The organism is Alteraurantiacibacter buctensis, from assembly GCF_009827655.1.
Taxonomy (GTDB): Bacteria; Pseudomonadota; Alphaproteobacteria; order Sphingomonadales; family Sphingomonadaceae; genus Alteraurantiacibacter; species Alteraurantiacibacter buctensis.
Genome location: NZ_WTYV01000008.1, coordinates 27270 through 49285, shown reverse-complemented (window position 1 = coordinate 49285; position 22016 = coordinate 27270). Strand labels below are relative to the sequence as shown.

General features: G+C 66.6%; 25 protein-coding genes. 18 read left to right on the top strand and 7 right to left on the bottom strand.

The genetic code is table 11. The features are described 5' to 3' along the window. Positions 1-11 precede the first annotated feature (11 nt). The 3 genes from GRI99_RS16415 (at position 12) to nadA (ending at position 2602) form a co-directional block, all read left to right on the top strand. Positions 12-779: a hypothetical protein gene (locus GRI99_RS16415; protein WP_237438417.1), complete on the top strand. Its 768-nt coding sequence runs from the start codon at positions 12-14 to the stop codon at positions 777-779. Between the two features lie 85 nt (positions 780-864). Then, complete coding sequence (locus GRI99_RS16410; RefSeq protein WP_160773153.1) at positions 865-1584, top strand: hypothetical protein; 720 nt, start codon at positions 865-867, stop codon at positions 1582-1584. 31 nt (positions 1585-1615) lie between these two features. After that, complete coding sequence (gene nadA / locus GRI99_RS16405) at positions 1616-2602, top strand: quinolinate synthase NadA (protein ID WP_160773152.1); 987 nt, start codon at positions 1616-1618, stop codon at positions 2600-2602. A gap of 96 nt (positions 2603-2698) precedes the next feature. Here nadA and GRI99_RS16400 read toward each other — a convergent pair whose 3' ends face one another. Further along, positions 2699-3937, bottom strand: coding sequence for an MFS transporter (locus GRI99_RS16400; RefSeq protein ID WP_160773151.1), 1239 nt, complete (start codon positions 3935-3937; stop codon positions 2699-2701). A 194-nt stretch (positions 3938-4131) separates the two neighbouring features. Between GRI99_RS16400 and GRI99_RS16395 the strand changes: the two genes are divergently transcribed. Beyond that, the gene (locus GRI99_RS16395; RefSeq protein ID WP_160773150.1) at positions 4132-5028 is read left to right on the top strand and encodes an HpcH/HpaI aldolase/citrate lyase family protein; all 897 of its coding nucleotides are present in this window, start codon (positions 4132-4134) and stop codon (positions 5026-5028) included. A gap of 1 nt (position 5029) precedes the next feature. Here GRI99_RS16395 and GRI99_RS16390 read toward each other — a convergent pair whose 3' ends face one another. Continuing rightward, the gene (locus GRI99_RS16390; protein WP_160773149.1) at positions 5030-5338 is read right to left on the bottom strand and encodes a hypothetical protein; all 309 of its coding nucleotides are present in this window, start codon (positions 5336-5338) and stop codon (positions 5030-5032) included. A gap of 7 nt (positions 5339-5345) precedes the next feature. After that, on the bottom strand, positions 5346-5999 hold the full coding sequence (lipB, locus tag GRI99_RS16385; RefSeq protein WP_160773148.1) for a lipoyl(octanoyl) transferase LipB: 654 nt from the start codon (positions 5997-5999) through the stop codon (positions 5346-5348). 65 nt (positions 6000-6064) lie between these two features. On the opposite strand from lipB, the gene GRI99_RS16380 reads away from it, so the two are divergent. Beyond that, positions 6065-6922 (top strand): glycerophosphoryl diester phosphodiesterase membrane domain-containing protein, encoded by an 858-nt coding sequence (locus GRI99_RS16380; protein WP_160773147.1) that lies wholly within the window; start codon positions 6065-6067, stop codon positions 6920-6922. A gap of 6 nt (positions 6923-6928) precedes the next feature. Next, entirely contained in the window at positions 6929-7351 is a 423-nt protein-coding gene (locus GRI99_RS16375) for a VOC family protein (RefSeq protein ID WP_160773146.1), read from the top strand. 9 nt (positions 7352-7360) lie between these two features. Here the strand turns inward: GRI99_RS16375 and GRI99_RS16370 are convergent, their stop codons facing one another. Both GRI99_RS16370 and GRI99_RS16365 read right to left on the bottom strand, forming a co-directional pair. Then, positions 7361-7987 carry a class I SAM-dependent methyltransferase gene (locus GRI99_RS16370; RefSeq protein WP_160773145.1) on the bottom strand — a complete coding sequence of 209 codons (627 nt, stop codon included), beginning with the start codon at positions 7985-7987 and terminating at the stop codon, positions 7361-7363. A gap of 171 nt (positions 7988-8158) precedes the next feature. Continuing rightward, positions 8159-8500, bottom strand: a complete 342-nt coding sequence (locus GRI99_RS16365) for an ArsC/Spx/MgsR family protein (RefSeq protein ID WP_160773144.1) — start codon at positions 8498-8500, stop codon at positions 8159-8161. 165 nt (positions 8501-8665) lie between these two features. On the opposite strand from GRI99_RS16365, the gene GRI99_RS16360 reads away from it, so the two are divergent. Further along, the gene (locus tag GRI99_RS16360; RefSeq protein WP_337192945.1) at positions 8666-10759 is read left to right on the top strand and encodes a TonB-dependent receptor; all 2094 of its coding nucleotides are present in this window, start codon (positions 8666-8668) and stop codon (positions 10757-10759) included. A 14-nt stretch (positions 10760-10773) separates the two neighbouring features. Here GRI99_RS16360 and GRI99_RS16355 read toward each other — a convergent pair whose 3' ends face one another. Further along, complete coding sequence (locus GRI99_RS16355; RefSeq protein ID WP_160773143.1) at positions 10774-11331, bottom strand: (2Fe-2S)-binding protein; 558 nt, start codon at positions 11329-11331, stop codon at positions 10774-10776. A 20-nt stretch (positions 11332-11351) separates the two neighbouring features. Next, entirely contained in the window at positions 11352-12122 is a 771-nt protein-coding gene (locus tag GRI99_RS16350) for a class II aldolase/adducin family protein (RefSeq protein ID WP_160773142.1), read from the bottom strand. A gap of 155 nt (positions 12123-12277) precedes the next feature. On the opposite strand from GRI99_RS16350, the gene GRI99_RS16345 reads away from it, so the two are divergent. The 11 genes from GRI99_RS16345 to GRI99_RS16295 all read left to right on the top strand — a co-directional run bounded on the left by GRI99_RS16345 (position 12278) and on the right by GRI99_RS16295 (position 22011). Then, positions 12278-12823, top strand: a complete 546-nt coding sequence (locus GRI99_RS16345; protein WP_160773141.1) for a VOC family protein — start codon at positions 12278-12280, stop codon at positions 12821-12823. A gap of 13 nt (positions 12824-12836) precedes the next feature. Then, the gene (locus tag GRI99_RS16340) at positions 12837-14120 is read left to right on the top strand and encodes an MFS transporter (protein WP_160773140.1); all 1284 of its coding nucleotides are present in this window, start codon (positions 12837-12839) and stop codon (positions 14118-14120) included. 55 nt (positions 14121-14175) lie between these two features. Next, positions 14176-15108, top strand: coding sequence for a helix-turn-helix domain-containing protein (locus GRI99_RS16335; protein ID WP_237438422.1), 933 nt, complete (start codon positions 14176-14178; stop codon positions 15106-15108). 237 nt (positions 15109-15345) lie between these two features. Next, positions 15346-15879 carry a 2,4'-dihydroxyacetophenone dioxygenase family protein gene (locus GRI99_RS16330; protein WP_160773138.1) on the top strand — a complete coding sequence of 178 codons (534 nt, stop codon included), beginning with the start codon at positions 15346-15348 and terminating at the stop codon, positions 15877-15879. 20 nt (positions 15880-15899) lie between these two features. Beyond that, the gene (locus tag GRI99_RS16325) at positions 15900-16436 is read left to right on the top strand and encodes a 2,4'-dihydroxyacetophenone dioxygenase family protein (protein WP_160773137.1); all 537 of its coding nucleotides are present in this window, start codon (positions 15900-15902) and stop codon (positions 16434-16436) included. Between the two features lie 13 nt (positions 16437-16449). After that, positions 16450-17007, top strand: coding sequence for a 2,4'-dihydroxyacetophenone dioxygenase family protein (locus GRI99_RS16320; protein WP_160773136.1), 558 nt, complete (start codon positions 16450-16452; stop codon positions 17005-17007). 7 nt (positions 17008-17014) lie between these two features. Beyond that, positions 17015-18091, top strand: a complete 1077-nt coding sequence (locus GRI99_RS16315) for a Rieske 2Fe-2S domain-containing protein (protein ID WP_160773135.1) — start codon at positions 17015-17017, stop codon at positions 18089-18091. After that, positions 18088-18942 carry an SDR family oxidoreductase gene (locus tag GRI99_RS16310; RefSeq protein ID WP_160773134.1) on the top strand — a complete coding sequence of 285 codons (855 nt, stop codon included), beginning with the start codon at positions 18088-18090 and terminating at the stop codon, positions 18940-18942. The genes GRI99_RS16315 and GRI99_RS16310 overlap by 4 nt, the downstream gene beginning before the upstream one ends. 45 nt (positions 18943-18987) lie before the next feature. Then, complete coding sequence (locus GRI99_RS16305; protein ID WP_160773133.1) at positions 18988-20106, top strand: NAD(P)-dependent alcohol dehydrogenase; 1119 nt, start codon at positions 18988-18990, stop codon at positions 20104-20106. Then, complete coding sequence (locus tag GRI99_RS16300; RefSeq protein WP_160773132.1) at positions 20106-20993, top strand: MBL fold metallo-hydrolase; 888 nt, start codon at positions 20106-20108, stop codon at positions 20991-20993. The genes GRI99_RS16305 and GRI99_RS16300 overlap by 1 nt, the downstream gene beginning before the upstream one ends. Before the next feature lie 13 nt (positions 20994-21006). Then, positions 21007-22011: an alcohol dehydrogenase catalytic domain-containing protein gene (locus GRI99_RS16295; protein WP_160773131.1), complete on the top strand. Its 1005-nt coding sequence runs from the start codon at positions 21007-21009 to the stop codon at positions 22009-22011. Positions 22012-22016 lie beyond the last annotated feature (5 nt).

Genomic DNA, 22016 nt, shown 5'->3' with positions numbered 1-22016 from the left:
GGGAGGAAAACATGGCGAGTGTCTTCGCACCCAGCCGCACCGCCGCGCAGGGCGAGGCGCGGTTCTTCTTCATCGTGGCCTGCCTGATGGCGGCCGCCACCATGGGCGGCTTCGCCCTCAACCTCGTCACCGGCCGCACCAGCTTTGCCATGCCGTTGCTGGTTCACGTGCACGCGCTGGTGTTCATGAGCTGGATAGCGCTGTTCCTGACACAGACCTGGCTCGTCGCCAGCAAGAACGTGGCGCTTCACCGCCGGCTGGGCTGGCTGTCGCTGCTGCTGATCCCGCTGATGGTGGTGGTCGGCCTGCTGGTCCACCGCTGGTCGATGCTCGATCATGGCGGACCGCCGTTCATCGCCGCGAACGAGTTCCTGTTCGGCAATCCCATGCAACTGCTGGTCTTTGCCGGGCTGGCATCGGCGGCGATTGCCCTGCGCCGCGACACCGGCTGGCACCGCCGACTGCTGCTGTGCGCCTTTGCCGATATCTGCGGCGCGGGAGTCGGCCGCCTGGTGCCCCTGCCGCTGGTCATTCCCTATGCGTGGTGGGTCAACGTGGGCCTGACGCTGGTTTTCCCGCTGATGGGAATGCTGGCAGACAAGCGCCGCCATGGCGTGGTGCACCCCGCCTGGTGGTGGGGCACGGGAACGGTAGTGGCGGTGCTGATCGCCGGTGAAATGATCGCCTACAGCGCGTGGGGGCTGCGCTTCACCGAATGGTACCTGGCCGGATCGCCCGGAGCCGAGCGGCCGATGGAAGCCTTTCCGCCATCGATGTAGGGCGTTCGGACCGGACCCGCGCCGATTGACTCGCTCTGCCCCAGGGCGCAATTTCTCCGCGGGTCATTCCTTGGGGGGAATCAGCATGGCAAGCCTGGCCGAAAGCGCGCCCAGCGGCGTGCAGCGGGAACGCCGTTTCTACCTTATCATGGCACTGCTGTTTGCAGCGGAATCGGTGGCCGGGTTCAGCCTCGCGTTCGCCATCGGCATGTCCAGCTTCGGCGCCCCCTGGTGGGTCCACGTCCATGCGGTGACGATGACTGCCTTCCTGGCGCTCTACGTGGCGCAGAACTGGCTGGTCTGGCGTGGCGAGCTGGCGGCGCACCGCAAGCTTGGCGCGGTGGGCGCGGTGCTGGGCCTGTGGCTGATTGCCTATGGCTGCTGGGCCATCACCATGACCCTGGCCGCCGGCCGCCAGCCACCGTTCTTCACGCCCGCCTTCTTCCTGCTGATGGACTGGATGAACATGGCCGTGTTCGCCGGCCTTGCCGGGGCCGGGCTGGCTCTGCGCGCCCGGGCGGACTGGCACAAGCGGCTGATGTTCGGCGCAATGCTCAGCCTGATTTCGGTCGCATGGGGGCGGCTGGTGCTGCCCCCGCTGTTCGACCAGCGCGGCACCGTGCTGATCCTGGCGGCGCTGCTGGCGCACCTCGCTGCGGCCATGCTTCTCGACCGGCGGCTGCACGGGCGGGTCCACCCGGCGCACTGGTGGACCGGCGGCGCGCTGGTCGCCTGGCTGGCACTGACCTTTGCCGTGGCCGACAATCCGGCCTGGGTGGCGTTCAGCCAGTCATTTGCGGGTTGAAGCGGCGGCGCATTGCGGCCATCTCAGCGGCATGACCGCACAGACCCCCCTCCCCACCGGAACCGACCTGCTGGCCGAGATCGCCCGCCTGAAGCAAGAGCGCAAGGCCGTGATCCTGGCGCACTACTACCAGCGGCCGGAATTGCAGGACCTGGCCGATTTCGTCGGCGATTCGCTGGAGCTGTCCCGCAAGGCGGCGGATACCGATGCCGAGGTGATCGCCTTCTGCGGCGTGAAGTTCATGGCCGAGACGGCCAAGATCTTGTCCCCCGACAAGATCGTGGTCCTGCCCGACATGGAAGCCGGCTGTTCGCTGGAAGACTCCTGCCCGCCGGAGAAGTTCGCCGCCTTCCGCGAACGGCACCCGGACCACATCGCGCTGACCTATATCAATTGCTCGACCGAGGTGAAGGCGCTGAGCGACATCATCGTCACCAGCTCTAGCGCCGAGACGATCCTCAGCCAGATCCCGCCAGAGCAGAAGATCATCTTCGGGCCCGACCGGCACCTGGGCGGCTACCTGTCGCGCAAGTTCAACCGCGAGATGCTGCTGTGGCCGGGCGTTTGCATCGTCCACGAGGCCTTCAGCGAGACCGAGCTGCTGAAGCTGAAGGCCCAGCACCCCGGCGCGCCGGTTGCCGCGCACCCCGAATGCCCCCCCGCGATCATCGACCACGCGGACTATGTGGGCAGCACCAGTGGCATCCTGCAGTTTGCCAAGACCTTCCCTGGCCAGACGCTGATCGTGGCGACCGAGCCGCACATCATCCACCAGATGGAAAAGGCCTTGCCCGAGAAGACCTTCATCGGCGCGCCGGGGGCTGACGGCAACTGCAACTGCAACATCTGCCCCTACATGGCGCTGAACACGCTGGAAAAGCTCTACACAGCCCTGCGCGACCTGATGCCGCGCGTGGAAATCGAGGAAGGCCTGCGCCTGCGCGCGAAGAGGAGCCTTGACCGGATGCTGGAGATGGCCAGCGGCACCGTGGGCAAGGGGGACTTGGGTAACCGCTAAAGCCACCTCGTCATTGCGAGGAGCGCAGCGACGCGGCAATCCAGAGCCTCGGGGAGCAACGCCCTGGATTGCTTCGCTACGCTCGCAATGACGAAATCAGACGGTGCCCACTTTTCGCGGCGCAGTCTCCTTCAAAAACAGCGCAATTACAAATCCCACCAGCAGCCCGCCGATGGTGAAGGTGAACACGTTCTCGATCCCGCTGGCATCGGCAATGCGGCCCGCGATGATCGGGGCGATGCCGCCGCCGAACACTTCGCCCGCGCCGATTACCAGCCCGGCTGTGGCTGCCACCATGCCGATCGGCGCGGCTTCTGCCGCCACCGGCCCGGCCAGCGTGGCCAGCGCGCTGAAGTTGAACAGGGCGGCGAAGAACAGCAGCCAGAACAGCACGGACAGGCTTTCCGCCCCGGCTTGCGTGAAGGCCCAGGTGAACACCGCCGCCAGCAGGTAGCTGATCAGGATGGTGGGCTTGCGGCCGATGAAGTCCGATAGCGCGGGCATGGCGAACTGGCCCAGGCACCCGCCGAAGCCGATGGCGCTGGCGACAAAGCCCATGTCCTGCGGGTTGAGCCCCAGATAGTCGGTCAGGTAGTTGGGCATCATCGCGCCCATCACGAAGATGCCGCCCATCGCGCACATCAGCGTGACCATGGCCAGCGGCACGTTGCGGTGGGCGAACAGCGCGGCCACGCCGGGGCGCGGGGCACCGGTGGCAGGCGCGGTGACATGGGCCGGCTCGCGGATCACGAAGAACATCAGCACGGCCATCACCAGCCCGGGCACGCCCACCAGCATGAACACGGTGCGCCAGTCGGTCACCAGCAGCAATTGCGTGGCGATGATCGGCCCCAGGGCATTGCCGAACAGGGAAATCATGCACTGGAAGATGCCGTTGTTCAGGCCGCGCCGCTTGGGATGGCTGGCTTCCACCGCAACGGCCACGCCGGTAGAGGCGACCGGCCCTTCGGCCAGCCCCATGATCGCGCGGATCACCAGCAGCGCCACCAGGCTGCCCGCCACGCCGGAAAAGGCGCTCATCAGCGAGAACACGATGACCGAGGGGATCAGCACCTTGCGGCGGCCCACGCGGTCGCTCAGGAAGCCCATCACGAAGGCGGAAATGCCCCAGAACACCGCCAGGATGCCCACCAGGTTGCCAAGGTCGGCATAGGTCAGCCCCAGCTCGTCCATGAAGCTGGGAAACAGCACCGGCAGGATGAAGCGATCAAGGCCCACAAGGCCGAAGGTAAGCGCCAGGATGGCGATGATCTTCCATTCGTAACTGGTGTCGAACGCGCCTTCCACGGGCGCGGCAGTGCTGCCTTCAGCCATTGTTCCATCCCCCCTGCCGCCCTGTTTTCCGGGCGGTTCCAGGCGGCGAGGCTATCAGGCGGCGTGGCAGGAGTCGAATCGGCGTTCCAATCGTTGCCTGCCGCTTAACCCTGTTGCTGCACCGCCCCTCCAGTGTTTGCCGTTAGGCCGCGCGGTGATAGCCTGCGGGCGACCGGACGGGGACGGGTTGGAAAATGACGTTGCGATCATGGCTGTTTGTACCGGGCGATAGCGAGCGCAAGCTGCTGAAGGCCTCCTCCTGCGGGGCCGATGCCGTGGTGATCGACCTTGAGGATGCCGTGGCCCCGGAAGCCAAGGGCACGGCGCGGATGCAGGCGGCGCGTTGGCTGGCGGCCCATCGTCAGCAGGTCCTGTCAGGCCAGGCGACCGCGCGCTGGGTGCGGATCAACCCGCTCCATTCCAACCTGTGGCGCGAGGACCTGGCCGTGATCCTGTCAGGCCAGCCCGACGGGATCATCGTCCCCAAGGCCAGGGGCCCCGAGCAGCTCAGGATGCTGAGCGCCGAGCTTTACGAGCTGGAGCAGCGCAACGGCATCACCTCCAACGCCACGCGGCTGATCGCCATGGTGGGCGAAACCGCCGCCAGCGCGCTGACTATCCCTGCCTATGCCACCGAGGAGCTGCCTCGCCTGGCCGGCCTGACCTGGGGCGCGCAGGACCTGGCCGTGGCCATCGGGGCCAGCCGGATGCGCGACGGTGCCAAGGGTGCAGGCGGCTGGACCGATACCTTCCGCCTGGTCCGCAGCCAGGCGTTGCTGGCCGCCCATGCGCGGGCCGGGGTGGCGCTGGAAACGCCCTATGCCGATTTCGCCGACCTGAAAGGCCTGAAGGCCACTGCCGAGGCGGCGAAGGCCGATGGCTTCACCGGGATGCTGGCGATCCACCCTGACCAGGTGCCGGTGATCAACCAGGCCTTTGCCCCCACTGAAAAGGAAGCGGCCGAAGCGCGGCGGATCGTGGAACTGTTCGCCGCCAATCCCGGCGCCGGCGCGCTGCCGCTGGACGGGCGCATGGTGGAACAGCCCCACCTGCTGCAGGCCCGCCGCGTGCTGGAGGCGCTGCGGGGGTAGGCTATTGCGCCTCCGGTTGCGCCGGGGTCGCGTCCTCAACCGCTGCCGCTTCACCATCGCCGGCCGAAACCGCAGCTACGGCGCTGTCCGCAGTCGCAACCGCGCCGGAACCGCCCTCGCCCGGGGCCGGGGCCAGCGCGGGCGGCTGGCTCGTCAGGTCCTGCACCGGGATCATCTCGTCACTGACCGAGGCAGGCAGCACCTGGCCCGTGGCACCGCCGGCCGCTTCCTGTTCGCCCCCGCCGAAATAGTCGCAGGCACCCAGCACCAGCAGCAGGCCCAGCGGAATGGCGAAACGGACTTGGCGCATGACCTGATCAATCCTCCAGCGCGGCGAGAAAGGCACCGCTGCGCGCCCGCAATGCCTCATCGAAGGCCCCCGGCGCAAGGGCCAGGCCAAGGCGCGCCATGCTGGTCACCCCGTATTCGGCAATGCCGCAAGGCACGATGCCGCCGAAATGCGTGAGATCGGGGTCCAGGTTGACCGAGAGGCCGTGCAACGTCACCCAGCGGCGCACACGCACGCCGATGGCGCCGATCTTGGCCTCGCTGCCGTCAACATCGCGGGTCCAGATGCCCACCCGGTCAGGCACGGCCCAGGCCTCCACCCCGAAATCGGCCAGGGTGGCGATCACCCAGTTTTCCAGGCCATGGACGAAGCGGCGCACATCCCGCCCGCGCCGCGCCAGGTCAAGCTGGACATAGGCCACCCGCTGGCCGGGGCCGTGATAGGTGTGCCGCCCGCCGCGCCCGGTGGCGAACACCTCGAACCGTGGGTCGAGCACCTCGGCCGGGTCGGCGCTGGTGCCGGCGGTATAGACCGGCGGATGCTCCAGCAGCCACACCAGTTCGCCTGCCGTGCCATCGGCAATCGCCGCGGCGCGCGCATCCATTGCGGCCAGCGCCTCGGGGTAAGGCACCAGGCCGGGCGAAACGCGCCATTCGGGATCGGGCAACAAGGAATGCGGCATCAAGCGTTTGCGTGGGGCAGCAAAGCCGGTTTATCAAGAGGGGAACGCTGGAGGAAGGGCACCCGATGACATTCGACATGAACCGCACCTGGAGCATGGCGCTGGCCCTGCTCTCGGCCAACGGGCAGTTGCTGGCGATCATCGCGGGCGTGTTCCTGCTGCTGCCGGGCACGCTGTTCTATGTCGCCATGCCCGACATGATGACCACGCTGTCCACCCAGACCAACCCCGATCCGGACATGGTGCTGGCCATGCTGCGCGAGGCGATGGTGCCGCTGATCGTGCTGGGGCTGGTGGTGCTGGTGGCGCAGATCATCGGCTATCTGGCGATGATCGCGCTGATGGGGGATGACCGGCCCACCGTGGGCGAAGCGCTGCGCCGCGCGCTGGCCTATCTGCCCACCACCATCGGCGTCACCCTGCTGCTGATGCTGGGCTATATCCTGGTGGTCTTCGTGGGTGCGCTGGTGATGGCGCTGCTGGTGGCCGGCGGCACAGCCGTGGGCGGCGAAGTGCTGGGCGGCGCGCTGGCGGTGATCGGGGCGATCGCGCTGATCGTGGGGATCGTCTTCCTGGCCACCCGCTTCGTGCTGACCATGCCGATCGTGGCGCTGGAGGGGGTGACAGGCCCCTGGGCCGTATGCAAGCGGTCGTGGGACCTGACGCGCAGCAACGCGCTGAAGATCTTCTTCTTCTACGTGCTGATCTTTGCCGCCTATATCGTGATCGCGATGATCCTCAGCGCCATCTTCGGCGTGCTGGCGGGCCTGCTGGGCAACGGCGCGGGGGCGGCGCTGGTGCTGGGCCTGTCCAACGGCCTGATCGGCGCGGCGGTGGCCATGCTGTTCAGTGCCATCATGGTTGCCATGCACCGCCAGCTTGCAGGCCTCAGCCCCACGGCGATCGACCAGACCTTCGGCTGATAGGCGGTGCGACCGCACATTTCGGTGCTGACACTGGCGGTGGCCGATCTTGACCGGGCGCTGGCTTTCTACCGCGACGGGCTTGGCCTGCCCACCGAGGGCATCGTGGGGCGGGAGTTCGACCACGGGGCGGTCGCCTTTTTCGACCTGCACGGCGGGTTGAAGCTGGCGTTGTGGGCACAAGCAGACCTGGCGCACGATAGCGGGCTGCCGGTCACCCCGCCCTCGCCTACCGACTTCAGCCTGGGCCACAATCTGGCCAGCCGGGCCGAGGTGGACGCGCTGATGGCACAGGCGGCGGCGGCGGGCGCGCAGGTTGTGAAACCGGCGCAGGACACGTTCTATGGTGGCTATGCCGGCTATTTCACCGACCCTGATGGCCACCTGTGGGAGGCGGTGTTCAACCCGGCGATCCTGCCGCCGGAGTAGCGCGTTGCACTAATCCTGCCAGGCCCAGGCTAGCAGGCACGGCGGCACGTTGAGCCACACGCGCTGACTGTCCACGCGCGGGAAGTAGCGGGCGGAAAGGTCGCGCGCCGCGCCGGCATACTGGTAGGTCAGGAAAGCCCCGCCCTGCCGGATCACCCGCTGGGTGGCAGCGGCAATTGCCGGGCCCACGCCTTCGGGCAGGGTGGAAAACGGCAGGCCCGACAGCACATAGTCTGCCTGCTGGTGGCCGATCGAGCGGACGATCTCCTCCACGTCCTCGGCCGATCCCAACACCGCGTGGAAGCGGCTGTCGGTGATCGTCTGGCGCAGGAAATCGATGTACAGCGGGTTGGTGTCGATCACCACCAGGTCCGCATCGCGCAGCAGGCGATCGAGCACGGGCTGGCAAAAAGTGCCCACGCCCGGGCCATATTCCACGAACAGCTTCGTGTTGGACCAGTCGACGCGGCTGAGCATGGTCTTCACCACGGCAGGGCCTGACGGCAGGATCGCCCCGACCATGCGCGGATGTTCCAGGAAGCCGCGGAAGAACACGCCCGCCGGACCCAGCGCGCGCTTCACCTTTGCCTTCAGCCGGGGAAGCGTGCGGCTTGCGGCCAGTTCATTGCCATTCATGCGTTGCCAATCATGCTTTGGAGAGCCTTGCTCCGACGATAGGTGGTTCCACGCAGGGTGGACCAGCACCGGTCCCTCCCGTGGCAAAATCGGCGGCGCTTGGCAATGCGTTGGCGGCGGGTTGTTGGCATCTTGCTTTCACCGATCGGTCACAGGCCGGCTACGGTCCAGTCACAGAATGGTTTCAAGCAATTCCACCGGCCGCGCCAGCACCACGCCCTTGGGCGTTTCCACCAGCGGGCGCTGGATCAGGACCGGTTCGGCCATCATCGCGTCCAGCACGGTATCGTCATCGGCATTGTGCAGGCCGCGCTCGGCCGCGTCGGTGTTCTGCAGGCGCAGGCCCCGGGCGGGGGTGATGCCGGCCGCCTGGTAAAGCCGCATCAGGGTTTCGCGCGTGGGCGGGTGCTTCAGGTATTCGATCACCTCGACCTGGCAGCCAGCCTCTTCCAGCCGCGCCAGCGCCTTGCGCGAGGTCCCGCATTTGGGGTTGTGCCAGATCGTTGCCTTCACCTGCCGTCTCCTGCCTGTCGCGCGATCGCGCCTTCCCTACGGCCGGGAAAGAAAAGCGCAAGCCGGGCAAAAATTCACACAATCTCTGTTGCAATTGCAAATCCCTCGCAATATCGGCGCTCTTGCAAATCAGTCGCAATAGTCGACTCACGAAGGGGGTTCCGAGTGTCCAATTCCATACGTCTGCGCGCCACGGCCCTGTCCCGTACCATGCTGTCGGGCACCATGCTGGCCGGCCTGCTGGCCACCCCCGCCCTGGCCGACGAGCAGCGCGACTACCTCGGCAACGAGATCGTGGTGACCGGCCAGCGCGACGGCTATGCCGCCACCGACGGGACCAGCAGCACCAAGACCCCCACCCCCCTGATCGACGTGCCGCAGACCGTGGCCGTGATCACCGCCGACCAGATCGAGGACCAGAACGTGCGCCAGCTTGGCGATGCGCTGCGCTTCGTCCCCGGCGTATCGCTGGGCACCGGCGAAGGCCACCGCGACCAGGTGATCCTGCGCGGCCAGAACTCCACGGCGGATTTCTTCGTCGATGGCCTGCGCGATGACGCACAATACTATCGCCCGCTGTACAATGTGGAGCGGATCGAGGTGCTGAAGGGCGCCAATGCGCTGATCTTTGGCCGTGGCGGCGGTGGCGGGGCGATCAACCGCGTGATGAAGAGCGCCGATACGATGGCCGATTTCATCAACGGCGCGGCCAGCGTGGACAGCTTCGGCGCATGGAACGTGGCGCTGGACCTGAACCAGCCACTGACCGACACCGTGGCCCTGCGCCTGAACGGCACCTACGAGGAACTGGACAGCAACCGCGACGAGTTCGGCGGCCGCTTCTTCGGCATCAGCCCCACGCTGACGGCCGATCTGGGGCCGGACACCCGCCTGACCGCCAGCTATACCTATGACGACGATGCCCGCACCGTCGACCGCGGCGTGCCCTCGCTGGGCGGCGAACCAGTGCGCGGCTATGACGATTTCTTCTTCGGGGACGAGGACTTCAACCACTCCGAAAACCGCGCCCACGTGGCCCGGACGCGGATCGATCACCGGCTGGCCGATGGTATCAGCCTGAACGCCACCGTGCAGTATGCCGATTACGACAAGTATTACGGCAACATCCTGCCCGGTGCGGCCACGGCCACCACCGTCAGCCTCAGCGGCTATGAAAGCGGCAACACGCGCGAGAACCTGACCGGCCAGGTCAACCTGGTCGCGCAGTTCGCCACAGGCGGGGTACAGCACACCCTGCTGGCGGGCGTGGAAGCGATGGACCAGAATTCCACCGGCGTGCGCCGCAACGTCAGCTTCTCGGGCGCATCCAGCGTTACCGTGCCGCTGGCCAATTTCGCCGTCCCTGCCTTCACCCTGGTGAACAACAGCGCCAGCGAGTCCGGCCTGCAAACCCTGTCCGCCTATGTCCAGGAACAGCTCGATTTCGGCGTGGTGCAGGTGATCGCGGGCCTGCGCTATGACCGGTTCGACCTGGCCAGCGTGAACCTGGTGAACAATTTCGCCGGTGAGCGGGTGGACGAGAAGTGGAGCCCGCGGCTGGGCCTGATCGTCAAGCCGGCAGAGACGGTGTCGCTCTATGCCAGCTATGCCACCAGCTTCCTGCCGCAGTCGGGTGACCAGTTCAACGTGCTGTCCCCCGTCACCGAACTGCTGGTGCCGGAGAAGTTCGAAAACTGGGAACTGGGCGGCAAGTGGGCCATTACCCCGCGCCTGTTCGCCACGGCTGCGCTGTTCCGGCTGGATCGCAGCAACACCCAGTCGCCCGATCCGAACAACTCCGGGCAAGTGCTGCTGACCGGCCAGACCCGCACCGACGGGCTGGAACTGAGCCTGGCGGGCGAAGTGACCGAGCACCTGCAGGTGACGCTGGGCTACAGCCTGCTTGATGGCGAGGTGCGCACCACCACCACCGCAGCCCCTGCGGGCCGCACGCTGCAGGCCGTGCCGCGCCACCAGGCCAGCGCCTGGGCGCGCTATCAGGTGACGCCGGAATTCGGACTGGGTGCCGGCGTGATCCACCAGTCTGACCGTTTCGCCACCATTTCCAACGCGGTGACCATGCCCGCCTATACCCGGGTGGATGCGGCGCTGTTCTACAACGTGGCCGAGAATATCAGCCTGCAACTGAACGTGGAGAACCTGTTCGACGCGGACTATTTCCCCTCGTCGCACACCGACAACAACATCCAGCCGGGCGAGCCGCTGAACGCCACGCTGGGCCTGCGGCTGAACTTCTGACCGGCACCCCCCCGCTAGTCGTCCGCGCTGGTGCCGCTCCCCCCTCCTAAAGCTGGCACGGCGCGGGCGGCGTCTGCGGGGTCGATGCCGGGGGCAGGCGCGGCGCTGATCCGTTCGCGGCGGCGGGCCACGCGGCCGGCGCGCTGCACCGCGCGCACCAGCCGGGGATAGACCCCGCAGCGGCACAGGTTGGGGATGGCGGCCATGATTTCCGCCTCGGTCGGTTCCGGATTGCGCCCGATCAGCGCGGCGGCGGCCATGGCGATGCCGGGCGTGCAGAAGCCGCACTGGATCGCCTGCTCCGCCACCAGCGCCTGCTGCACCGGGTGGCTGCGATCGGCGCTGAGGCCTTCGATGGTGGTGATGAAGCGCCCCTCCGCCTCTCCCAGCGTGACCAGGCAGCTCCGCAGCGCCTCACCGTCCACCAGCACCATGCAGGCCCCGCAGTCGCCCACCCCGCACCCATACTTGGTGCCGGTGAGGTTGGCCGCATCGCGCAGGGCCCACAGCAGCGGGGTCTGCGGGTCCATGTCGAAATGGACCGGCCGCTCGTTCACGGTCATGCTGGTCATGCGGGAGCGTTATCCTGCTGTCAGTTGCGCCACGATGGATCGATGGTGTCGATCTTGCGGGTCCAGGCCTCGAAGTCCAGCTTGCCGAAATCGTCGGTCAGTTGCAGGTCGCGGTCGCGCTGGTGCACGGCGATCACCTCGGGCGGCACCATGATCGGCGCGCCCAGGCTGGCGGTCTTGACCTGGATCTCGCAGGCGCGCTGGAACATGTAATAGAGGAAGAACATCTCCGGCAGGGTGCGCCCCATCACCACCGGGCCGTGGTTCTTCAGCATCAGGATCTGGTGGTTGCCGGCGTTCTTCACCAGCCGCTCACCCTCCTCGGCGCGTACGGTGATGCCTTCGAAATCGTGGTAGCCGATGTTGCCCACGAAGAAGCACGAATAGAAGTTGGTCGGCTGGAGCCCCCCCTCGGTGGCGCAGACCGCCATCGTGTCCGGCGTGTGCGTGTGGACGATGGCATGGGCGTGCGGCAGGTGCTTGTGGAACACCGAGTGCTGGGTGAAGCCCGCCAGGTTCACCGGATAGGGGCTGTCGCCCACCTTGTTGCCGTCACCATCGATCTTGATCAGGTTGCTGGCGGTCACTTCCTCCCACAGCAGGCCATAGGGGTTGATGAGGAAGGCGTTGTCCTCGCCCGGCACGCGCACGGTGATGTGGTTGTAGATGCTCTCGCACCAGCCGTGGTGGGCGAAGATGCGATAGGCGGCGGCAAGGTCCAGCCGGGCCTGCCATTCATCGGCCGAGCAATCGATCTTGGGCTGGCTGGTGGATTTCAACTGGGTGGCCATGTCCTTCTCCCCGGATTGGCGATGTTCGTATTCCCGGGCTTGTAGGCCCCCCAAGCGCGCAAGCCAATGGCAGAGGATCGAGATTGACTTTGTCGCTGCGATTGGCGAGCCATGCCGGGCGAGCACCGGCAAACGGGGCCAAGGGGAGGATTCGGGTGAGCAAGCAGCTTGGCTTCGGCCAGCCATACGGCACCATGGCGCAGACGGCCTATATCGTGCCCGACCTTGCGGCCGCCTGCCTGCACTGGATGCAGAACCTTGGCGCCGGCCCCTTTTTCGTGCTGCCCCACCTCTACGCCCCCGGGCAGACCTATCGCGGAGCCGAGAGCCGCGCCGATGTGACGCTGGCGATGGGTTTTGCCGGGCACATGATGATCGAACTGATCCAGCCGCTGGACGATCACCCCAGTGTCTACCGTGAGACGATGGAACGGCGCGGTTTCGGCTACCACCACGTTGGCATCGCGTTTGATGACGTTGACGCCGCCAGCCGTGACTACCAGGCGCGCGGCTATCACGAGGCCTACCGCGCCGCCGTGCCCACCGGGGGCGAGGTCGTCTACCTCGACGATGGCACCGGCGCGGCGCAGGGTTTCATCGAACTGCTGCCGGTCACCCCCGGCATGGACGCCACCTTCACCCGCTTCTGGGAAGCCAGCCGCACCTGGGACGGCAGCGACCCCATCCGCCCCTTCATGTAGGATCAGCATAGCAATGGTACACGCGAACATCGGCGGGGCAGCCCGCGGCAACTGGCTGAAGAATTCGCCGGGATACCAGTTCCTGCTGGTCTTCCTGCTCAGCCTCAACTTCGGCATCGTGTTCTTCGACCGGCAGGCGCTGAACGCGCTGATGCCCTTCGTGCAGCCGGAACTGGGCCTATCGCAAACCCAGATCGGCCTGCTGGCCGGCGGCCTCAGCTTCAGCTGGGCAATTGCGGCGTTCTTCGTGGGCAAGCTGTCCGACAGCCTGGGCAAGCGCAAGGTGCTGCTGATCCTGGCGACGATCGCCTTTTCGCTCTGCTCGTTCCTCTCGGGCCTGGCCACCAGCTTCCTGTTCCTGTTCGCCGCCCGCCTGCTGATGGGCGCGGCGGAAGGCGGCGTGATGCCGATCAGCCATGCGATGGTGGCCAGCGAGGTCGATCCGAAGCGCCGCGGGCTGGCGCAGGGCGTGGCGCAGAACCTTGGCTCCAACCTGCTGGGCAGCTTCCTGGCCCCGGTGGTGCTGGTGGCCTTTGCCACAGCCTTTTCCTGGCGCGAGGCGTTCTACCTCGCCGCCGTGCCGGGCCTGATCAGTGCCGCGCTGATCTGGTTCCTGCTGAAGGAGCCGGAGCCGATGGCTGCCGAGGAAGCCGCAGCCGGTGGTGCCGCTGCCGAAGCCGACATCTCGATCATGGATGCGCTCAAGGTGCGCAACATGTGGATCTGCGTGGTGGTGGGCGTACTGATGGTGGCCCATTTCGTGACCACCTGGGCCTTCATGCCGCTGTACCTGACCGAGGTTAAGGGGCTGGACCCTTCGACCATGAGCTGGATCATGGGCACGCTGGGCATCGCCGCGGCAATCTACAGCTTCTCCATCGCCGGCCTCAGCGACATCATCGGGCGCAAGCCGGTGATGGTGGCGCTGCCGTTCCTTTCGGTGATCGGCCCGCTGGGAGCGATGTATGTCGATGGCTCGGTCATGTTGCTGGCGGCGGTGTTCTTCGTGGGCTGGGCGGTCAACGGGGTGTTCCCGATCTTCATGGCAACGATCCCTTCGGAAACCTTCAGCCAGCGCCACCACGCCACCGTGCTGGGCCTGGCGATGGGCAGCTGCGAGGTGCTGGGCGGGGTGTTCGGCCCGCCCATCGGCGGCATGCTGAACGACGCCTTCGGCATGGAAAGCTTCCTGTGGATGCTGATCGTGCTGGGCGTGCTGAGCGGCTTCGTGGCCATGGGCCTGAAGGAAACCGCCCCCGCCGTGCTGGCGCGGCGCGGGCAGGCCGGCGCCGCTTGACCCGGGAACCGGGCGCGGCCAATCTCGCCGCGCCCGGAGTCCCGACCCTTTGACCATGACCGCCATCAGGCAATTCACCACGCTGGATGTCTCGCCCGCCGAACGGGCGCGCTACTGGAACGAGATGGCGCACCTGCGCTATGCCGGAAGCGTGGTCGATGCCGCCTATGGCGAGGACTTCACCGGGCAGATGTGGTCATGGACCATCGGCCCGCTGGCCATGCTGCGCCCGCGCACCCACGCCTGCCGCGTCACCCGCTCCCCGATCGCGCGGGATGAGGAGCACCTGATCCTGCACCTGCAATGCCGGGGCATCGGTCGCTATACCCAGGATGGCACCACCACACGGCTGGAACCGGGCGACATGGTGGTGGCCACCACGGCCCGGCCCTATCGCATTGACCTGACCCGACACGAAACGCTGGTGGTGGAATTTCCCCGCCGCCCGCTGGAGCAGCGGCTGGGCGATGTGGCGCCCTGGCTGCTGGCCCGCTCGCCCGGCACATCTCCCTCGCTGCGCATCTTCCACGATTTCCTGCTGTCGCTGTGGCAGCAGGGCTATCGCGAGGAGCACCACGAAGGCTGGGAGGACGAGGTTGCCGCAGTGTTCTTCGACCTGCTGGCCATGGCGCTGCGCGGCACGGCCTTCGACCGGGCCAAGCGGCAGGCCCCCGCACTGGCGCAGAAGGTGACCGCGCTGGTGGAAGCCGGCTTGCAGGACCCGCAGTTCTCGGTGGTCCACATCGCCCGGCAATGCGGCCTTTCGGTGCGCGCGGTGCAGAAGGTGTTTGCCGCCATGGGCACAACCCCCAGCGCCTACATCCAGGAACGGCGGCTGGTGCGCGCCGGCGAAAAGCTGCTGGCCTATCCGGAAGCCACGATCACCCAGATCGCCTTTGACCACGGCTTCAACGACAGCGCCTATTTCACCCGCCTGTTCCGCCGCCGCAACGGCATGACCCCGCGCGAGTACCGGCAGCGGCATTAGGCTGGCGCTGCAGACCGCCCGCCCCGCCTCCCCACCAGGCCACCAATGATCCCATCAGGCTATGGTGGCCGGGCGGGGAGGCGGGGCGGGAGGTCTACCCAACAGTTCATCATGCGTCCCCGTCCCAATGCGCGTTCGCGAGAGTCCTAGCGCGGCACCCTCTCGTTCGTTAGGATCGGGACCTTGGGAGACCGGCGGCCAGCAACGAGCCCCGGCTCCGGTCGAGAGGAGCCAGCAATGCCCGAAGCCCCCACCACCGAACCCTGGGCCGGCACCCCGCCCGTGCCCGGCGTGTTCCGCCCCGGTGCCAAGCCCGAAGTCTACATGGCCAAGATCGCCGAGGGCGACGAGCGCTACTGGGTGCCGATCGTGGAAGATGTCTATTCCAAGCCGGTGTGGATCAGCCCTTCCCTCAACATGTGGGCAGATGTGCTGATGGCCAAGAAGCCCTGCATCGTGAACCGGCACTATCACCCCAAGCCGATCTGGGCCTACACGATCAGCGGCAAGTGGGCCTATCTGGAACACGACTGGACCGCCACGGCGGGCGATTTCATCTTCGAGACACCCGGCGAAAGCCACACCCTGGTCAGCTATGAACACCCTGACCCGATGAAGGTATTTTTCGTCGTCTCCGGCCCGCTAATGTGGCTGGACGAACAGGGCAATTCGGTCGGCCACTTCGACGTGTTCGACTATATGAAGATGGCCCGTGATCATTACGACAAGGTCGGCATCGGCGCAGCCTATGTCGACACGCTGATCCGCTGACACCCCAAGGGAGAGAACCAATGGCCACCATGACCGCACCGCCCAGCGACAAGGCGGAAATCGTCGATATCAAGTATCCCTACAAGGAGATCGTCGAGCGCTGCTCGCCCGCCGGCCGCTATATTGACGCGCAGACCGACGTGGACAGCCCGTGGGTGCCCTTCGGCCCCAATGCCGCGATCAAGCACCTGGCCTTCGACGTGCGCCGCAACCTGTATTCCAACATCCTGTGGGTGAAGAGCCCGGGCGTGATCGGCACCCACTTCCACCGCGGCACCATCACCATGGTCTGCCTGGAAGGCAGCGTCCGCTATCTGGAATACGACTGGGTCGCCAGCCCCGGAGGCCTGATCCTGGAAGTGCCGGGCGAAAGCCACACCCTGGTCACCGAACATCCGGAAGGCTGCAAGCTGTTCGGCTGGATGGAAGGCCCGATCGACTTCTACGACGGCGATGCCAACCTGGTGGAGACGGTGGACGTATTCTGGATGATCAACCACTATGAAACGCACTGCCGCGATCACCAAATGAAGATCAACCCGAAGCTGTATCTGTAAGGAAGGCGGCACCATGGCCACCCAGGAAAAGCCCTCTCTCGGGGGCATCAAGGCCCCGCCCAGCGGCGCCTACAAGATCGTCAACGTGCCAGAAGCGCACAAGGCGATGCTGGACCAGTATTGCATCTCGGGCACCTATGTCGGCCAGTCCGAGGAGGAGAGCCCGTGGGTTCCCTTCGGCGATAACGCCGCCATCCGCCACCTGGCCTTCGACGTGCGCAACAACGTCTATGCCAACGTGCTGTGGATCAAGTCGCCCGGCGTGATCGGCACCCACAAGCACCGCGGCATGGTGTGGGCCATCGGGCTGGAAGGCACCTTCCGCTACCTGGAATATGACTGGGTGGCCGGCCCCGGCGATTTCATCACCGAATTCCCCGGCCATGCGCATACGCTGGTGACGGATGAGCCGGGCGGGATGAAGGCGTTCTTCTGGATGCAGGGCGCCAACGAGTTCTACGACGACCAGGGCCAGTTCGTCGAAACGCTCGACGTATGGTGGTTTATGAACCACTACGAGACCTATTGCCGCGAGAACAACCTGCCGATCAACCGCCAGCTTTACTTGTAAGCTGGCGATGCAGGCGGGCGGAGCCTTCATCGACGCGGCAGGCGGGCAGCACCCCCGCAACGCCTGGTACATGGCCGGCTGGGACAGGGACGTTCCCGCAGGCGAAGTGGTGGCCATCACCGTGCTGGGCCAGCCGCTGGTGCTGGCGCGTGATGATGCGGGCGCGGTCTTCGCCATGGAAGACCGCTGCCCGCACCGCGCCGCGCCGCTATCCAGGGGCAAGTGCGAACAGGGCGGGGTCCGCTGCTGGTACCACGGCGTGCGCTTTGCCGCCGATGGCCGCGCGGTGGAAGTGCCGGGGCAGGATACCATCCCCCCCGCGCTGAAAGTCCGCACTTTCCCGGTGGTGGAGCGCCACGCGGCGATCTGGGTGTGGCTGGGCGATGCCGCGCTGGCCGACCCGGACCGGGTCGTCGATTTCGTGGGCTATCGCCACCCAGACTGGGCAATGACGCCCGGGCGGCTGGACTATGTTGCCCCCGCCCGGCTGATCCACGACAACCTGCTGGACCTGTCGCACATCGCCTATGTCCACAAGGACACCTTCGCCGGTGGCAGCGATGCATCGGCCACGGGCTGGCTGGCAGCCAGGATGACCACCACCACGCTGCCCAACGGCATCGCGGTGGAGCGGGCGATGGGGGGGATGCCACCCAATCCCGCCGGCGGCAGCGTGGCCGACGGTGCCGATGTGTGGAGCCGCTATGAATTCACCGTACCCGGCACCTTCATCCAGACCACCGAACGCTATGCCCCCGGATCAATGGACCCCGCCAACCCGGCGCGGTGCCCGGGGCAATCGCTGTTCGACACCTTTACCTGCCAGGCCGTCACCCCGCTGACGGCGGATACCACCTGCTATTTTTTCGCTTTCGGCCCCCGCTCGGCAAATGCGGACCGGCAGGACTTTTTCGCCGACCTGGGTCTGCGCGCCTTCCTTGAGGACAAGGCGATGATCGAGGCACAGTGGCGCACCCTGCAGGCGACCCACACCGGCATCATGCCGCTGGCGATGGACCAGGCGGTGCTGAAATACGAAGCCGTGAACAAGCGGCTGCTGAAAGCGGAGATGGAACAAGCGTGAAGACCCTCGACCAGTTTGACCTGACCGGCCGCAGCGGCCTGGTAACCGGGGCGGCCAGCGGCCTGGGCCTGGCCTATGCCGAAGTGCTGGCCGAAGCCGGGGCGAAAGTGACCCTGACCGACATCGATGCCGAAGGGGCGGCGCGCGAATGCGCGCGGCTGGTGGACCAGGGATACGAGGCGCGGTGGGATAGCTGCGACGTATCGAAGCTGGACGAAGTGGCCCGCGCCTTCGATCACCACGTGGCCGCCTATGGCGGGTGCGACGTGGCCTTTGCCAATGCCGGGCTGGACGTTGGCAACGGCTTCTGGACCCCGGAAGGCACGCGCAACCCCGAAGGCCAGATCGACGTTTACGACCCTGACCGCTGGTACAAGAGCATCGGCATCAACCTCAACGGCGTGTTCCACACCGTGCGCGAGGCGGCGCGGGTGATGAAGGCCAACAAGCACCGGCCCAATGGTCGTAGGGGCGGATCCATCGTCATCACCAGCAGCAATGCGGCCGAGGTGAACGAGGCGATCGTGGGCGTACCCTACATGGCGGCCAAGGCGGGCGTGAAGCACTTCATGCGCCACGCCGCCTATGAACTGGCCGCCTACGGCATCCGCGTGAACGCCATCGCGCCCGGCCCCTTCGTGACCAACATCGGCGATGGCTGGGTGAAGAAGAACCCCGCCGCCAAGGCCGCCTGGGACCAGCTTGTGCCGGTGGGGCGCATGGCCGAAACTTACCAGGTCAAGCCGCTGGCCCTGCTGCTGGCCAGTGACGCGGGCAGCTATATGACCGGGGCCCACGTGATGATCGACGGGGGCATGCAACTGGGGCCGGTCAAGCCGTTGAACGCCTGATCGCCATCTGATATGTTTTGCAAATTGTAAAAATTGGGAGAGACCATGACCACCGCTGCCAAGGCCGCCATTTGCCGCGGGCACGACCATCCCTTCACCATCGAGCCGGTCGAACTGGCCGACCTTGCGCCGGACGAGATCCTGGTGCGCGTGGTCGCCTGCGGCATCTGCCACACCGACCTGGCCGTGCGCGACGAGCAGTTGCCTGTGCCGCTACCGGTGGTGCTGGGCCACGAAGGCGCTGGCATCGTGGAAGCCGTGGGCAGCGCGGTGAGCAATGCGAAGCCCGGTGACAGGGTGGTGATGAGCTTCAATTCCTGCGGCCACTGCCCCAGTTGCGATGTGGATGCCCCCACCTATTGCTATAACTTCTTCCCGCATAACTGGAGCGGGCGGCGAGCCGACGGTTCACCCACGATGACCCACGACGGCGCGCCGATGGCGGCCAACTTCTTCGGCCAGTCGGCCTGGGCCACCATGGCCATTACCCACCAGCGCAACACCGTGGTGCTGCCCGAACGGTTCAACCACATCCCGCTGGACATGATCGCCCCCATCGGCTGCGGCCTGATGACCGGCGCGGGCGCGGTGCTGAACGCGATGGAAGTGCGCGCCGACCTGCCCATCGCCGTATTCGGTGCGGGCACCGTGGGCATGGCGGCAATCATGGCGGCCAGGATCGCCGGGGCCAACCCGATCATCGCGGTGGACGTGAACGACCAGCGGCTGGCCCTGGCGAAGGAACTGGGCGCCACCCACGCCTTCAACGCGAAGGATGACGCGGTCGGCCAGATCAAGGCACTGGTGCCGCAGGGCCTGGGCTATGCCTTCGATACCACCGGCATCGCCAAGGTGATCGAGGATGCCTGGGGCCTGCTGGCCCCCAAGGGCATCTGCGGCATCGTGGGCGCCAGCGACCCGGCAGACAACCTGACCTTCAACGAAGCCGCCTTCATGGGCGGCGGGCGCACCGTCATGGGCATCCTGGGCGGCAACAGCGATGGCGAGCGCTTCCTGGTGGAATTGCTGGACCACCACCTGGCGGGGAACTTCCCGTTCGACAAGCTGATCGGCCACTTCGAGTTCAGCGAGATCAACGAGGCGATCGAGGCCAGCGAGGCGGGCCACGTGGTCAAGCCGGTGCTGCGGATCGGGGCGGAGTGATGCTGCGCTCGGTTCTGGCTGCGGCGCTGGCCCTGCTGCCCCTGCCCGCACTGGCGCAGGAGGCGGCCCCGCCGCTGACGGTGGAAGTGCTGCGGACCAGCGCCGGATCGCTCCATTCCAACGCCGCGCTGATCATGGGCGAGCGGGATGCCGTGCTGGTCGATCCGCCGTTCACCAAAGCCGATGCCCACCGCGTGGCAGCGATGGTGCTGGACAGCGGCAAGCGGCTGACCCACGTGTTCGTCACCCACGACCACCCCGATCACTTCTTCAGCATGGACGTGCTGCAGGAGGCCTTTCCGGGCGCGGAGATCGTGGCCCACCCCACGGTGGTGCAAGACATCTGGCGCAGCCTGCCGTTCAAGGTGGCGCGCTGGAGCCCGGCCCTTGCCGCCAATGGCCCCGCCTATCCCGGCGCACCGCACGCGCTGACCGGCGATAGCATCATGCTGGAAGGGCAGGAATTGCAGGTGATCGGACCGATGCAGGGCGATCATGTCCACTCCACCGTGCTCTGGGCCCCTGCGATCCGCGCACTGATCGCGGGCGACCTGGTGTTCAACGAAGTCCACCTGTGGCTGGGTGAGCACCAGGCAGCCAACGTCAGCGCCTGGGCGGAATCGGTGCGCCGGTTGCAGGCGCTCGATCCGGCCATCGTGGTGGCCGGCCACGCGCGCCCCGGCCTGCCCAACGATGCCAGCGGCCTGGCCTTCACCGCGGACTATCTCGCCGCCTGGCAGCAGCTTGTCCCCGCCAGCAGCAATGCCGCAGACCTGCGCGCCCGCATCACCGCCCGCTTCCCCACCACGATCGATGTGCTGGGCGATTTCATCCTCAAGAACAGTTCCGAAGTGGCCATGGGCGAACAGCCGGTGTGGACCGAGTAGAAAGCCTGTCGACATGAAAGCCGTCACCTTCCAGGGCCTGCACACCCCGCTCAAGTTCGAGGACATTGCCGATCCCGCCCCGGCAGAGGGCGAGCTGGTGGTCAAGGTGGGCCGCTGCGGCATCTGCGGCAGCGACCTGCACATGACCGAGGATGCCGCCTATGGCTGCCAGCATGGCGACGTGCTGGGCCACGAATTCGCCGGTGAGGTGGTGGCGCTGGGCAAGGGCGTGACCGAGCGCAAGGTGGGCGATCTCGTCAGCGTCATCCCGCTCAAATCCTGCGGCCATTGCGAGCATTGCCGCAAGGGCGAGGTGCAGTGGTGTTCGGGCTTCGGCCTGCAGGGCGGCGGCTATGCCGAATATGCCGTGACCCGCCCCAACCAGTGCGTCACCCTGCCGTCCGGCCTCACCCTTGCCGATGGCGCGCTGATCGAGCCGCTGGCAGTGGCTCTTCACGGCATCAACCTGTCCGGCATGAAGACGGGTGACAGGGTGCTGGTGCTGGGTGCCGGCCCCATCGGCCTGGCCGTGGCCTTCTGGGCGCGGCGGCTGGGCGCGGCCCGTGTGGTGGTGCAGGATATCGCCCGCTTCCAGGAAGGGCGCGCGCTGGACATGGGGGCCGATGCCTTCGTGGTGGACCCGGCGGACCCAGTGGGCAGCGCCGAACGGGCACTGGGCGGGAAAGCAGACATTGTTTTCGAATGCGTGGGCCTGCCCGGCCTGATCGCGCAAGGTGTGGACCAGGTGCGCCCGCGCGGCACGATCCTGCTGCTGGGGCTGTGCACCCGACCCGATACCTTCAACTCCTTCGCCATGCTGAGCAAGGAAGTGCGGCTTGTCACCTCCGCCTTCTTCACCGTGCAGGAATACGAGGCCGCGCTCGCCGCGCTGGAACAGGGGGCGTTAGCCCCGCGGCTGATGGTGACCGGCACTATCCCCCTCGCCGACGTGCCAACCGTATACGAGGCGCTGAAGAAACGCACCGAAGAGTGCAAGGTGATGATCGCCCCGCTATAGGGGCA